The 13,444-nt window shown below is 56.6% G+C and carries 9 protein-coding genes and 3 tRNA genes; 8 read left to right on the top strand and 4 right to left on the bottom strand.

The genetic code is table 11. From position 1 onward, the window contains the following. Positions 1-228: 228 nt before the first annotated feature. Positions 229-1,872, bottom strand: a complete 1,644-nt coding sequence (locus BVL55_RS06220) for an isocitrate lyase (protein WP_083649400.1) — start codon at positions 1,870-1,872, stop codon at positions 229-231. A 393-nt stretch (positions 1,873-2,265) separates the two neighbouring features. Between BVL55_RS06220 and BVL55_RS06215 the strand changes: the two genes are divergently transcribed. After that, on the top strand, positions 2,266-2,613 hold the full coding sequence (locus tag BVL55_RS06215; RefSeq protein WP_156892447.1) for a hypothetical protein: 348 nt from the start codon (positions 2,266-2,268) through the stop codon (positions 2,611-2,613). A gap of 466 nt (positions 2,614-3,079) precedes the next feature. Here the strand turns inward: BVL55_RS06215 and apbC are convergent, their stop codons facing one another. Next, positions 3,080-4,252: an iron-sulfur cluster carrier protein ApbC gene (gene apbC, locus BVL55_RS06210; protein ID WP_075996169.1), complete on the bottom strand. Its 1,173-nt coding sequence runs from the start codon at positions 4,250-4,252 to the stop codon at positions 3,080-3,082. A gap of 186 nt (positions 4,253-4,438) precedes the next feature. Here apbC and BVL55_RS06205 point away from each other — a divergent pair. Next, positions 4,439-4,514 (top strand) — tRNA-Thr (locus BVL55_RS06205). A 241-nt stretch (positions 4,515-4,755) separates the two neighbouring features. Here BVL55_RS06205 and BVL55_RS06200 read toward each other — a convergent pair. Then, the gene (locus BVL55_RS06200) at positions 4,756-5,184 is read right to left on the bottom strand and encodes a hypothetical protein (protein ID WP_156892446.1); all 429 of its coding nucleotides are present in this window, start codon (positions 5,182-5,184) and stop codon (positions 4,756-4,758) included. 392 nt (positions 5,185-5,576) lie between these two features. Between BVL55_RS06200 and BVL55_RS06195 the strand changes: the two genes are divergently transcribed. Beyond that, complete coding sequence (locus tag BVL55_RS06195; protein ID WP_075996167.1) at positions 5,577-6,578, top strand: hypothetical protein; 1,002 nt, start codon at positions 5,577-5,579, stop codon at positions 6,576-6,578. Positions 6,579-6,657: 79 nt separating this feature from the next. On the opposite strand, the gene BVL55_RS06190 is transcribed toward BVL55_RS06195, so the two are convergent. Further along, on the bottom strand, positions 6,658-7,524 hold the full coding sequence (locus BVL55_RS06190; protein WP_075996166.1) for a TrmH family RNA methyltransferase: 867 nt from the start codon (positions 7,522-7,524) through the stop codon (positions 6,658-6,660). Positions 7,525-7,748: 224 nt separating this feature from the next. Between BVL55_RS06190 and BVL55_RS06185 the strand changes: the two genes are divergently transcribed. The 5 genes from BVL55_RS06185 (at position 7,749) to BVL55_RS06165 (ending at position 13,438) form a co-directional block, all read left to right on the top strand. Continuing rightward, positions 7,749-7,833, top strand: a tRNA-Tyr gene (locus BVL55_RS06185). Positions 7,834-7,988: 155 nt separating this feature from the next. Then, a tRNA-Gly gene (locus BVL55_RS06180) sits at positions 7,989-8,062 on the top strand. 303 nt (positions 8,063-8,365) lie between these two features. Continuing rightward, the gene (locus BVL55_RS06175; protein WP_075996165.1) at positions 8,366-9,670 is read left to right on the top strand and encodes a DNA cytosine methyltransferase; all 1,305 of its coding nucleotides are present in this window, start codon (positions 8,366-8,368) and stop codon (positions 9,668-9,670) included. After that, complete coding sequence (locus tag BVL55_RS06170) at positions 9,670-11,247, top strand: ATP-binding protein (RefSeq protein ID WP_075996164.1); 1,578 nt, start codon at positions 9,670-9,672, stop codon at positions 11,245-11,247. The genes BVL55_RS06175 and BVL55_RS06170 overlap by 1 nt, the downstream gene beginning before the upstream one ends. Then, on the top strand, positions 11,237-13,438 hold the full coding sequence (locus BVL55_RS06165; RefSeq protein ID WP_083649399.1) for a Z1 domain-containing protein: 2,202 nt from the start codon (positions 11,237-11,239) through the stop codon (positions 13,436-13,438). Before BVL55_RS06170 ends, BVL55_RS06165 begins: the two co-directional genes overlap by 11 nt. The last annotated feature ends 6 nt before the right edge of the window (positions 13,439-13,444 follow it).

Here is a 13,444-nt window from a genome sequence, read left to right as displayed (position 1 = left end):
TGCAATTGGCCTGCAACAGGCCTTTCGCCCGCAAAAGCGATTTACCAATGGGTTGAATCGGTTGGGGGAAAATACTGCAGAGAAGAATCAGGTTTAAGCTGCCGAGATAGCATAATGACGGCTTGCAAGCCGTCATGGTGACCGTGCTGTACCGACTCGCAAAAAAGGCGGGGCTTTGCGCCCCGCCTGCCAGTTGACCGAAGGATATGCCGGTATCTGCCTTTTGGTTCACACTTCCGAGAACTGGTTCATGGTGTTGTCTTCACCAGCCGCTTTGAGCGCCGCTTCGCCGGCAAAATACTCCTTGTGATCATCGCCAATGTCGGAGCCTGCCATGTTCTGGTGCTTGACGCAGGCAATACCCTGGCGGATTTCCTCGCGCTGAACGTTCTTGACATAGCCCAGCATGCCGTCCTCGCCGAAATAGCGCTTGGAAAGATTGTCCGTCGACAGCGCCGCCGTGTGATAGGTCGGAAGCGTAATCAGATGGTGGAAGATGCCGGCCTCGCGCGCAGCGTCCGCCTGGAAGGTGCGGATGCGTTCATCGGCTTCTGCGGCCAGTTCCGACGCATCGTAGGTCTGGCTCATCAGGGTTGCCCGGTCATAGGCCGATACGTCCCTGCCCTCTTCTTTCCAGGCATCATAGACCTGCTGGCGGAAATTCAGCGTCCAGTTGAAGGACGGCGAATTGTTGTAGACCAGCTTGGCGTTGGGGATGACTTCGCGGATGCGCGAAACCATGCCGCCGATCTGGCCGATATGCGGCTTTTCGGTCTCGATCCAGAGCAGGTCGGCGCCATGCTGCAGCGAGGTGATGCAGTCGAGCACGCAGCGGTCCTCACCGGTGTCCGGCTTGAACTGGTAGAGGTTGGAGGCCAGCCGCCTGGGCCGCAACAGCTTGCCGTCGCGCTTGATGACGACATCGGAGGATGCAAGCTCGTCCGCGGTCACTTCCTCACAGTCGAGGAAGGAATTGTACTGGTCGCCCAGATCGCCCGGCTCATTGGAATAGGCAAGCTGCTGGGTCAGGCCCGCGCCAAGGGAATCGGTGCGGGTGACGATGATGCCGTCCTCAACGCCCAGTTCCATGAAGGCATACCGGCAGGCGCGCACCTTGGCGAGGAAGACCTCGTGGGGAACGGTGACCTTGCCATCCTGGTGGCCGCACTGTTTTTCATCGGAGACCTGGTTTTCGATCTGCAGGGCGCAGGCGCCGGCCTCGATCATCTTCCTGGCCAGAAGATAGGTCGCCTCGGCATTGCCGAAACCGGCATCAATATCGGCGATGATCGGCACCACATGGGTCTCGTGGTTCTCGATTGCCGCGGTGATTTCGGCTTCCCTTGCACCATCGCCGGCTGACCGGGCGCCATCCAAATCGCGATAAAGACCGCCCAGTTCGCGGGCATCGGCCTGGCGCAGGAAGGTATAGAGTTCCTCGATCAGCGCCGGCACGGAGGTTTTTTCGTGCATGGACTGGTCGGGCAGCGGGCCGAATTCAGAGCGCAGCGCAGCGACCATCCAGCCGGACAGATAAAGGTATTTGCCCTTGGTAGTGCCGAAATGCTTCTTGATCGAGATCATCTTCTGCTGGCCGATAAAGCCGTGCCAGCAGCCCAGGGACTGGGTGTAGTTGTTCGGATCGGCATCGTAGGCTGCCATGTCGGCACGCATGATCGCGGCGGTGTATTTTGCGATGTCTAGGCCGGTCTTGAACTTGTTCTGCAGGCGCATGCGGGCAACCGACTCAGCGTCAATGCCGCTCCAGGTCTTGCCCTGTGAATCGATGAAGGACTTGGCTTCGGCGATGGCCTTGGCGTAGCTGCCAGCACCGTGGTTTGGGCCGGCGGGATTGGGCTGATGGGCCGTCATGGGAGGATCTCCTTGGATTTGCCGGTCGTTCCGGGATTGCCGGATCGCCGGGATTTGTAAAAGCCGGTAAAAAACCGGGCTGAATTGGTGTTTCCGGTTGCATCGACACCAGCAAAACGCCTGCAAGCAGTTCACTGGCACGCTTCGGGTCCGCTTTTACAAGGATTTTTACAAAAGTCAGTACACCAAAAGGCCTATTTCACCGCTTTTCGTGTCGGATTGTGTGGAATGCGGTGTGAGAATTCTGTCAATTTGTAAAATTTTTACAGAGTATGGATAGGCAGGTGTGAAAACCGGGGCCGCGCACCAAATACCAAGGTTCGCGCAATGTTGCGCGCCTATTGTGATTTCATGTCCAACCCGTTTTCCATGGCCGGGCAATCAGGTGCACCAATGAAATTGCTTCTTTGGGCAGGACTTGCCCTTGCCGTTCTTGTTGCCGGCGTCTGCTGGGCGCAGGCTTCTACCTTGTCGGTGCAGCAGCAAAAGGGAATGCTGCGCCACGGGATTTGGGAATGGAGCCTTAAAAACTGCCCCGGCGCCTATCGCAATACGGGATACTGGTTTGCCCTGAAGGAAGTCGGCGAATTTGAGAACGCTGACGAGATCATCCGCAATGAAGGCGGCCCGGACTTCAAGGACGGATGGAACTACATGGATCTGAACGCAAGCCTGTACGGGGTGGAGGCAACTTGCGATTATGCGTTCGAGCAATGGCCTGCGGTTTTGTACCGGGAGTAAGGGGCTTTGCCGGATTTTCTCCTTTCGGCGAATGCATCCAATCGCCTGCCGTGCAGTGGTGACAAGCACAGGAATAACGGTGGCGGGACTGTGCGCAATCCGGCACTCGCCCTTCGACAAGCCCAGGGTGAGACCGGATAGAATGAGCCGCCCTTCTCCTTCGTCATCCTCGGCCCTTCTCCTTCGTCATCCTCGGCCCTTCTCCTTCGTCATCCTCGGGCTTGACCCGAGGACCCAGTGAACAAGGGTTAACGCTTGCTCCCCGGCTTGCGGCGGCGCTTTGCTTGCCTTTCGCGATCGGCGGCGCTTCGCTTGCCTGGGGACAGGCCTGGTGATGACGAACTTTGCCGGCCCTGTGATCATGGAAAATCACGGAACGGGTCCTCGGGACAAGCCCGGTGATGACGACCGAGAACAGGCGCCCCCTCCCCCGGTGAGTTAATTAAGTCATGAGGAAAACCAGGACCTATTCGAAAACGATCTCCGGGCCGGTTTGCACCTCCGTTTTCATCGCCGCCAGCACTTTTGCAGCGATATCGGAATAGACCCTGGCATGAGGGCCTTCGGGAGCGGAGACCACCACCGGCGTACCGCCGTCGGAGTTGGTGCGGATATCAATGTGCAGGGGCACTTCGCCCAGAAAGGCAACCCCGTCTTTTGCTGCTTCCTGGCGGGCGCCGCCATGACCGAAAATGTCGGAGCGCTCGCCGCAATGGGGGCAGATGAAGGTCGACATGTTTTCGATGATGCCGAGGATCGGCACTTCGACGCGCTTGAACATGTTGATGCCCTTGCGGGCATCGATGAGCGCAATATCCTGGGGCGTTGAAACGATGACGGCGCCGGCCAGCGGCACCTGCTGGGCCATGGTCAGTTGCGCGTCGCCGGTGCCCGGCGGCATGTCCACCACCAGAATGTCGAGATCGCCCCATTCGACCTCGCGCAGCATCTGGGTGAGCGCGGATATCACCATGGGCCCGCGCCAGATCATCGGCGTTTCCTCTTCCACGAGAAAGCCCATGGACATGACCTTGAGCCCGTAACCTTCCATCGGGGTGAGCGTGCGGCCCTTTGCGGTGGGTTTTCCGGTAACGCCCAGCATGCGCGGAATGGACGGGCCGTAGACATCGGCATCGAGAATGCCGACCTTTTTGCCATGGCCGGCAAGCGCGAGCGCCAGATTGACCGAGGTGGTCGACTTGCCGACACCGCCCTTGCCCGAGGCAACGGCAATGATCGACTTGATGCCGGCAACGGCAGCCTTGGGTTTTGGCCCGCCTTTCCCGCCTTTCCCACCCTGGCCTGGCTGGCCCGGGGAAGCCGCGGCAGGCGCGGGCCTTGCTTGTGCTGGGCCGGAACCGGCCTTGCGCTCGGCGGTCAAAATGACCGACGCCTTGGCGATCCCCGGCAGCAGCGACACCGCCTTTTCGGCCGCCACGCGCAGCGGCTCCAGCTTTTCGGCCTGTTCAGCGGGCACTTTAAGGGAAATAACGGCCGTATCCTTCGACAGATGCACCCCTTCCACCATGCCGGCCGAGACAATGTCCTTGCCATCAGGCCCGGAAATCGCCGACAGGGTCTGAAGAACGGTCTTTTCGGTTGCCGGTTTTTCGGCATCGGGTTTGCGGCGGAAAATCATGAGACTTGGTTCCGGTCTTTTCTGGGTGGAAAGGTTGGAAACTGCGGCAGGCCATTGGGCGGCGCCTTGTTTCCTGACATATCAGCCGCGCAAAAATTGACAAGGGCGGCGGCAATTCAAGCTGCCGCGTGATGGCCGCAAAACACGCTGGACAGCGCCCGCCATTGTGGGTATCAGCGGCGCAGTGCCGGCTTAGCTCAGCTGGTAGAGCAGCTGATTTGTAATCAGCGGGTCGGCGGTTCGAGTCCGTCAGCCGGCACCAATAATATTCCGTCAGCCGGCACCAGTAATATCAAGTGTCCGACCCGGAGCCATTGGTAACGGTTTGTACCCAAGACATGGGTGACAATGTCGTGCCGAACGGATTGTCGATGGTCTGCAAGGTTCTTTGCTCCAGGTCGATATATCCCAGATCATAGTGCATGATGCGATGCAGGGCTGTTGATCCAACGGACGAAGTTCGTCAGCTATTGTGCGCATTGCCCGCCGGTAAAGCCAGAAGGTCAGAATTCGCCGTAGCCCGCTGCGACCTGCTGGAGGGGTTCCGCGGCGGACTGTTCGCGTTCAAACAGCATCATCGACGCGGATTCTTCATCCGAAGCCTGCATCAGACGATCAATCATTGAGGCCTGCAGCAGCATTTCCCGCATTCGTTCAGCCTGCATTTTGGCCAGGTCCGCATCCGCGGCGGCCTGGCCATAGCCGGGCTTGCGGGACACCGCGCCGGATGATCCAGCAGCGTCGTGAGCGTTTGATGCAGATTTGCCGCCTGCGGAGGCGTGGGCAGAGGCGCCCGGCGCAGTATTGCCGGAGGAGGTTCCGTCCTTTGCCTTGGTTCCAGAATCACTGCCGGCTTCATTATGTTCGTTGTCCACTGCAGGCGGGTTGCCGGAAGCCGGTGGATTCGTTGTGCCGGCGCCGTCACCCGGCAAGATCGGAGAAAGAATGGATGATATCAGCATGATGCCCCCGTGTTGTTGTCATCAAACCATATCCGTTTCGAATTAACGCAGCGGCAAGCAGCGCCCTGGCGTTTGTTTCAAAGTTGATTAAACCTTTTCCATTCTCCCGGCAGATGAACCATGGCGGGACGCTGCGCCGGCAGGCAGGGAATTATCCACATTCAGCGCCGCCGCGGGGCATGGGCGCTTTTGCGGCCTCCCCCGCCGTTAACCATGTTTGTTGAAACAGGGTTAACCACACCCACTTTGCCCCCTCCCGGTCTTGCCCTGCCCTGCCGGGGCATCCTAGGTTGGGGGTGGATGCGGATCCATCGAAACCAGGCGGCGCAAAAATGCCGGCCTGCGGCCTGAAAGGTTAAGCGATGCCCCGCACCCCGTTTCCGCCATTTGTTTTTGTTCACGGATTTTCAGCAAGGTTTGCCGGCCTTTTCGCTTTTGCCTGTCTCATCGCTGCTGCGCTGACCCTTCAGGAAAGGCCCGCCCGGGCCGGCAACAGCCTGCTGATGCAGCACGTCGCCGGTGACGTGAAAGGCAGCAGGAAATCAGGCAAGCGGAGCGGCATGCGGGAGTTGCGCCCCAACAAGCGGGGCGACGGCCAGGACAGCAAGGCAAACCGGCGGGCAAACCGCCAGGACAAAAACCGCGGCAATATGAGGACCGCCCGTCATGAGGGGGGATATGGCGGCAGCGGATATGACGGTGGCGGCCATTACCGCAAAGACAAACGCGATGGCAAAAACCGGCGTGACGGGCTGCGCAACATCAACCGCAACAACAATGCCAATGTGAATGCCAACCGGAACGTCAACCGCAACACCAATACGAACCGCAACGTCAACACCAATCGCAATGTCAATACCGCGGTCAACCGCAACAACATCAACATTGAAAACAACATTCTGCTCGGCCAGCGCCGCAGCGGCGTGCGCTATGTGACCGGTGGAAAACACCGTTCGGTGCGTTATGCAGGCGGGCAGTACCGTTCCAGCAGCACGCACACCGTTTCCAAGCGCCGCATGACCCGCTCCAAGGTCGGCCGCTACAGGCTTGGCGGCAGCACGGTCATGCATGGCCGGCGGGGCGGCAGCGGCTTCAACAACAGCGGCATGATCATCGTGTCGATCAACAACAATTCCAACAATAACGGCCTGCAGGAAGTTGCCGGCAGCGGCAGCGTTGCACAAACCGGCGTCGCCGATTGCGCCTATGGCACCTATTGCACCATCGATCTGGGCGGGCCGAAGATCATCACCTTCAACGATGTCGCCGACATTCAGGACGGGGAATTTTCGCAGCAATCCGATGACGGCTATCCCGCGCTGGAAGACGACCTTCCCGAGGATTACCTGCGCCATACCAAGTAGTCACCGTCTGCCGGCGGGCGGCGGCTGGCTGCCGGCAGAGCGTGTCTTGCCGTCTTGTTCACCTTGTTCGTCTTGATTGTCAGCCGAGCTGCCGCCTTGCAATGTAAAGCGCCAGAATGGCCGCGTTTGAAACGTTCAGCGAGCGGATGGCTCCCGGCATGTCGATGCGCGCCAGCGCCGTGCAGGTATCCCTGGTCTTGCGGCGCAGCCCCTTGCCCTCCGAACCGAGCACCAGCGCCATGCGGTGATGGCCTGCGACCGTTTCCTCAAGGCCCTGCGGCCCCTCGCTGTCGAGGCCGATGGTGGCAAAGCCGAGGCCGTGCAGGCTTTCCAGCGTTTCGGCAAGGTTGCGCACCTCGATATGGTCGATGAGATCCAGCGCGCCGGAGGCCGATTTTGCCAGTACGCCGGTTTCGGCCGGCGAGTGGCGGGACGTGGTGATCAGCGCGCCGGCGCCCATGGCCACCGCCGAACGCATGATCGCGCCCACATTGTGCGGATCGGTCACCTGGTCGAGCACCAGCAGCAGATCGCTGTCGGCCAGTTCCTGAAGGGTGCGCGGCTGAAGCGGTTCGACGGCCAGCACACAGCCCTGATGGACGGCATCGGAACCCACCAGCCGGTCGAGCGCTTTGGGCTGTGCTTCGCGGATTTCCACCTCGCGCGGTATCCTGCCTTCAAGGTCGAGGCGCTGCAGGGCATTGGCGGTAACATGCAGCACGGATTTTCTGCGTGCCGGATTGAGCAGCGCATGGCGCACCGGATGCAGGCCATAGACATGATAGGCGGACGGATCGTCAGCTTCGATGTGCGGCCGGCCCCTGCCCCCGGTGTGGCGTTGATCTTCCCCCCACTGTGATTTCTTTCCACCCGTGCGCTGCTGGCGCGACGCTTCGCGGCGTTTGCGCCGCTGTTCGGCATGATGGCGGTCATGGGCCTCGCTCATCTGCTTGCCCTTTTTGCCGCTTTGTCCCTGACCGCCGGGAGGTGAAGTATCGCTCATGAACTCCCGCCTATCGGCGTCGCACGGGACGGTCAAGGACAAAGCGGAAACCGGCCGGTTGACGGCCGCCGCAGCGCGCAAACAAAAACATGCCGCAAGTCCCTTCCCCTTGTTGACAGGGCAAGGCCATGGCGGCATAACCCACGCGGCCCGACGGAAGCCGAAACGGGGGAATGTCCCGAGCGGCAAAGGGGGCGGACTGTAAATCCGCTGCGTAATGCTTCGTAGGTTCGAGTCCTACTTCCCCCACCATTCCGGCTACCGTCATACGGCCCGTTCCTTTCCGAAGTCCGCAGCTTGCCGAAAGGCGCAAGCGGGAAGATGACGGACAGCAGCGCTGCCCGGTATTTCCAAACCGGATGCATGTGCTGCTGCCAGCAACGGAAAGCGGAACCGGGGCAAAATGGGCGGGTATAGCTCAATGGTAGAGCAGCAGCCTTCCAAGCTGAATATGCGGGTTCGATTCCCGCTACCCGCTCCAAAATTCCTTCATTAATTCAATAATTTATGACTTCGTTGGTGTCGCGTTCTACGCGCACGGGTCGCGCTGGATAGCAACTGGATAGCAAATCGAGGGAAAAGTTGTGGAAACTTACATGCGACTCGTCCACACAAACGAGGCTGTAGAAGCGACTCGACCTACAAAAAATTCGCGACGCTCATGGATTTTTCGAGCGCGCTTCGTTGACTGCTCAACGTATAGATGTAAATTGAGTTCGAAGGGGATATAGCTTCATTTGCGAAACTGAAGTTAAGCTGTTCTAGGCTGGAAAAGAATATACATATGAAGTTCATTGATCTCTTTGCTGGTCTGGGGGGCTTTCATCAAGCGCTAGCAAGTAGAGGGGCTGTGTGCGTATTTGCATCTGAGCTTAACAGGGAGCTTGCTTCGCTTTATGCGAAGAATTTCGGAATCGAGCCTGCTGGCGACATCCGGAAAGTTGACCTCTCAACTATTCCTAACCATGACATCTTATGTGCTGGATTCCCTTGCCAACCCTTTTCGAAGGCAGGCGACCAGAAGGGTCTCGAGTGCCCGCAATGGGGCAACTTGTTTGACTATGTTGTTGCGATCTTAAAGCTTAAACAGCCTCGTTATTTCATAATCGAAAATGTGCCAAATCTGATCCGGCATAAAGGCGGAGAGACTTGGTCTATCATCTGCGATCAACTTACAGATGCCGGTTATGCGATCAGTTTTGAGCGGCTCTCACCGCACTTTTTTGGTGTTCCGCAAAAGCGCGAACGAGCATTTATTGTCGGCGACCGTCGAGGTCTTGAGAGTTTTTTATGGCCCGTCCCAGATGTTGTGCCGCAAACAACGGTTAGATCAGTCCTCGATGAAAATCCGGACGGGGCGCACTGCCTAAACCCCGACCATCTTCACTACTTGGAGATTTGGCAGGAGTTTATTGCGACATTTCCGACCAATAAACATCTGCCGTCTTTCCCTATTTGGGCAATGGAGTTTGGTGCCAATTATGAACTCAATGGCCCTACACCTGACGCGCGCGGGTATGAGGGATACGGTAAATCAAAGGGCGCATTCGGCATATCACTGTCAGGAATGACGCCGGAAGAAGTCAAAGCGGCTTTGCCTTCCTATGCCTGTACTTCACTTGATCGTTTTCCCGCCTGGAAGATCGATTTCATCCAGAAGAATCGCGCCTTCTACAAAGAGCACAAAAATATCATTGACCCGTGGATCGATAAGATCAAACACTTCCCGCCAAGCTTTCAAAAACTGGAATGGAACTGCAAAGGAGGCAAGCGGAGTATTTGGGAGCACATTATTCAATTTCGGGCGAGCGGCATAAGAGTAAAAAAGGAAGACACTGCTCCGTCGCTCATAGCCATGACGACGAGCCAAGTCCCAATCATTGCATGGAAAAAACGCTATATGACTCCGCGTGAGTGTAGCAGATTGCAAAGTATGGGCGGGCTAGCTCATTTGCCGGATACTAAAAATGGAGCCTACAAAGCATTCGGTAATGCAGTAAATGTGGATGTTGTAGGAAACATTTACGATGCCCTAGTGGCCGACTCCGAAGCGGCAAATTGCAAATATCCCGCCGTGGCAGCCGAGTGATGGCTCAATTAAATTCCGTAAATATCCGTCCCGGCGTCAACGTACTTTCCGTTCTCCCACACCTTAACTACAAGGCATGGTTTGCCTTGGCCGAGTTTGTAGACAACGCGATCCAGAGCAGTCTGGATAGGATAAGAGAACTGAAAGCTATTGACGGTGATGATTATCGCCTTCAAGTCGATATTCGCTTCATGTCACAGGAAAACTGCATCACGATCCGCGACAATGCAGCCGGCATCGCCGCTTCCGATTATCAGCGAGCCTTTCGTCCTGCTGAAATTCCGCCTGATGCATCGGGTTTGTCCGAATTCGGCATGGGGATGAAGAGCGCTGCGTGCTGGTTCGCTCCAAACTGGACCGTCCGGACAACCGCGCTTGGGGAAAACATCGAGCGTACTGTTATCTTTGATATCGACAAAATTGTTGAAGATAGTACCGAAGAACTGCATATCATCTCGACGCAAGTGGCGTCAGAGAAGCACTACACGGAAATCCGCCTGGACAATATCCGCCGTTTTCCGCGCGGTCGCACGGTTCAAAAAATTAGGGACCATCTATCCAGTATCTATCGGATCTTCATTCGTGACGGATCTATGCTTCTGACCGTTGATGGTGAGCCGCTGACCTACAAAGATCCAAACATATTGGTTGCCCCAAGCTATCGGGAGCCCGACGGGCCTGACATCACCTGGAAGAAAGAGATCGATATCGACCTAGGCGACTCTCGTGTCGCAACGGGCTTTGTGGCGATTCGCGAACCCGCCAGTACCAGCCTTGCAGGCTTAGCGCTTTTTCGCCGCAAACGCTTGATTATGGGCAGCTTTGACGAGACCTATCGCCCCGAAGACATATTTGGTCGATCCAACAGCTTTGCCTATCAACGCATCTTTGGAGAAATCCATCTCAAAGGTTTTCACGTCAGTCATACTAAAGACGGGATCAAATGGGAGGAGGCCGAAGAGACTTTCTTGAAAGAGCTCCGCGATGCACTTTCTAGTGAAGCATTTCCGCTTCTCCAGCAAGTCCGCGAGCACAGAAGCAAGAAGGATGCAAGAACCACTCGAAATGACGCCGCCGCCGCGCTCAAATCAATGGCTGAGCGGCTAAATAATCAAAGCCTCACAACGCATGCAAATGCAGATACGCAAGATCGGACTAATCCGCTGCAGTCTGATCAGGAGCCTGATGAGAGCTTGCCGCTTCCCGAGCTACCTGATGCCGATAACGAGCATGTCCGTTTTCGGATGCGTTTTCGCAGCGATGACTGGATCGTCGCCGTCCAGTTATCCTACGCCGATAACGGCGCAGACTGGCTGGATATCCGCAATCGTCCATCAATCGCAGACCCAGAACCGCGCCAGATCACAATACGGCTAGCCATGCTTCATCCGTTCATGGCTCAATTCCCAACGCTGGACTCCGAGAGCTTTACTGCGGTCTTGAATATCGCAGCTGCGATGGCCCTTGCCGAGATAGAGGCAGTAGAGCTTGCTGATCGCAACCCATCCGCCATCCGCCGCTTCACCAACGAGATTCTTAGAAACCAAATGTCCAAGAGGCTGTTCGATGGCGAATGATCACCGAACGATCACAATCACACCTAGCCGTGCTGACCGAGATGGCAGTTGGGTGCCTATACAAGGAAGCGCATTCACCGATTTGCTGAATACAAACACGGCCTTGTCGGATGATGAGAAGGAGCGGCTTGTTCAGGAAACCGTTTCGATTATGCGCGATTGCGTCCCGCCGGAGGCAACTGACGCTGTAAATACCGGGCTCGTGATCGGCTATGTTCAGAGCGGCAAGACGTTGTCTTTCACGAGTCTTGCCGCGCTCGCGCGGGACAATCAGTTTCGGCTTGTAATTTTGCTTGCAGGGACGACCAACAACCTTGTCGAACAGAGCTTTGACCGCCTTAAGGGTGATCTGGATATCGCAGGGACCCGCGAGTGGAACCTGTTTACGACACAGCAAAAGGCTTTCCAGCAGAGTGAAGTGGAGCGCGTGAATACCGAACTCGCACGCTGGCGTCGTGGAAGTCGCCGAGCGCGGACGATTATGATCGTCTCGATGAAGCAGCATCAGCACCTGGACAACCTCGCTAGACTTCTAAGTCAGTCTGAATTTTCCGATGTGCCGACCCTGATTATCGACGATGAGGGTGATCAGGCGGGCATGAACACGAAGGCCAAGCAAGATGACGAGAGCACGACCTATGCACGGATCAAGGCCCTGCGCGCCTTGTTCCCCCATCACAGCTATATCCTCTATACGGCAACGCCCCAGGCACCACTCCTGATCAGCCGCATTGATGCGCTCTCGCCTGATTTTGGGCGCGTCCTAACTCCCGGCACACATTATGTCGGTGGGCAAGAATTCTTTGTCGATGGAGCGGACAAATACGTCAAACTGATCCCCTTGAGTGAAGTGCCCGATAAGAACGACCCGCCACATGAAGCGCCGAAGAGTCTGCGAGCAGCACTTCAAGACTTTTTTGTTGGTGTCGCAATAGGCTTGCTTGAAGATGAATTTCAGAAGGGCCGAAATCGCTCAATGATGATCCATCCCGCCGTAGCCAAAGATGAACACTTAATGTTCAAGCGATGGACGCAGCAGATCAAGGATCAATGGTCAGCGATCCTGCAGGACAGCGCGCATCCTGACCATACAGGGCTTTTGGATGAGTTTCGCAAGTCCGCAGAAGGTATCTTCAAGACTTACAGTACGTCACTGACCTTTGAGGATATCGCCCCTATCTTGTTCGAAGCGATGGAAGAAACCGCCGTTGCCGAACTCAATACTCGTGAGAAAAGCCGCATCGCCCCCGTCGATTGGGCCGGTGAATATAGCTGGATTCTGATCGGCGGCATTGGCCTTGATCGTGGGTTTACAGTCGAGGGCCTGACAGTCAGTTACATGCCTCGATCAACTGGCGTTGGAAATGCTGACAACATCCAGCAGCGTGCTCGATTCTTCGGCTACAAGAAGCGCTATCTCGGGTTATGCCGCATCTATCTGACCAGCGCGAATACCGATGCCTTCACTGACTATGTGAAGCACGAGGAATCCGTTCGCAACTCTATCCGAAAACATCTAGAAGAAGGCGGGAGTCTGAAGGATTGGCGTCGCACATATTACTTGGATCAGAGGCTTAAACCCACACGTTCCTCGGTCATCTTGCTGGAGATGTATCAGTCTAAAGGTCAAGGCGGTTGGATCGTCCCCGATCATCCCTTCGACGACAGCGAAACAGTTGCTGAAAATCGAGAGCTTGTAGAACGGATTCTCGTGTCTTTCGCTTTTGCGCCCTATGGCGAAGATGGTTGGAACGACAATCAGGTCATACCCGCTTTCAGCAACACGCTTTCCCTTGCCGACATTCTGCCAATGATCAGTCAATTCCGCTATCGCTGGCCTGACGACAACCTTCGCCATAGCGCGCTTTTGCTGGGGTTGGAACGCATGATATCTGAAGAACCGACTATGACATGCAGCTTCTATGCTCTTCCCGGTCCGTGGTCGGGCGTGGATTACAGGCGCACACTGTCAGAGAAATCACCGCCAAAGGTCAAGCAACTCTGGCAAGGTGCAAATGCGCCGACCAATTATCCGGGTGCGCGCGCATTGGTGTCTTCCGAGACGGTGACCTTCCAATTCCATCGTTACGATATCCAGACTGCCGACAAGAAGCGTACGCTGCGCGACGTTCCAATCCTCGCTGTGCATATTCCTGATCCGTTGATGGAGCGTGTTTGGGTTGAGCGGTGAGTGCAC

The sequence above is a fragment of the Salaquimonas pukyongi genome, from assembly GCF_001953055.1.
GTDB lineage: Bacteria > Pseudomonadota > Alphaproteobacteria > Rhizobiales > Rhizobiaceae > Salaquimonas > Salaquimonas pukyongi.
Note: the sequence above shows the minus strand (reverse complement) of the source record. Positions and strands in the feature narration are given on the sequence as shown.

Coding starts and splice junctions, on each gene's coding strand:
- BVL55_RS06215 (WP_156892447.1), top strand. CDS start 2,266: ATGAAATTGCTTCTTTGGGCAGGACTTGCCCTTGCCGTTCTTGTTGCC.
- BVL55_RS06220 (WP_083649400.1), bottom strand. CDS start 1,872: ATGACGGCCCATCAGCCCAATCCCGCCGGCCCAAACCACGGTGCTGGC.
- BVL55_RS06165 (WP_083649399.1), top strand. CDS start 11,237: ATGGCGAATGATCACCGAACGATCACAATCACACCTAGCCGTGCTGAC.
- apbC (WP_075996169.1), bottom strand. CDS start 4,252: ATGATTTTCCGCCGCAAACCCGATGCCGAAAAACCGGCAACCGAAAAG.
- BVL55_RS06195 (WP_075996167.1), top strand. CDS start 5,577: ATGCCCCGCACCCCGTTTCCGCCATTTGTTTTTGTTCACGGATTTTCA.
- BVL55_RS06175 (WP_075996165.1), top strand. CDS start 8,366: ATGAAGTTCATTGATCTCTTTGCTGGTCTGGGGGGCTTTCATCAAGCG.
- BVL55_RS06190 (WP_075996166.1), bottom strand. CDS start 7,524: ATGAGCGAGGCCCATGACCGCCATCATGCCGAACAGCGGCGCAAACGC.
- BVL55_RS06170 (WP_075996164.1), top strand. CDS start 9,670: ATGGCTCAATTAAATTCCGTAAATATCCGTCCCGGCGTCAACGTACTT.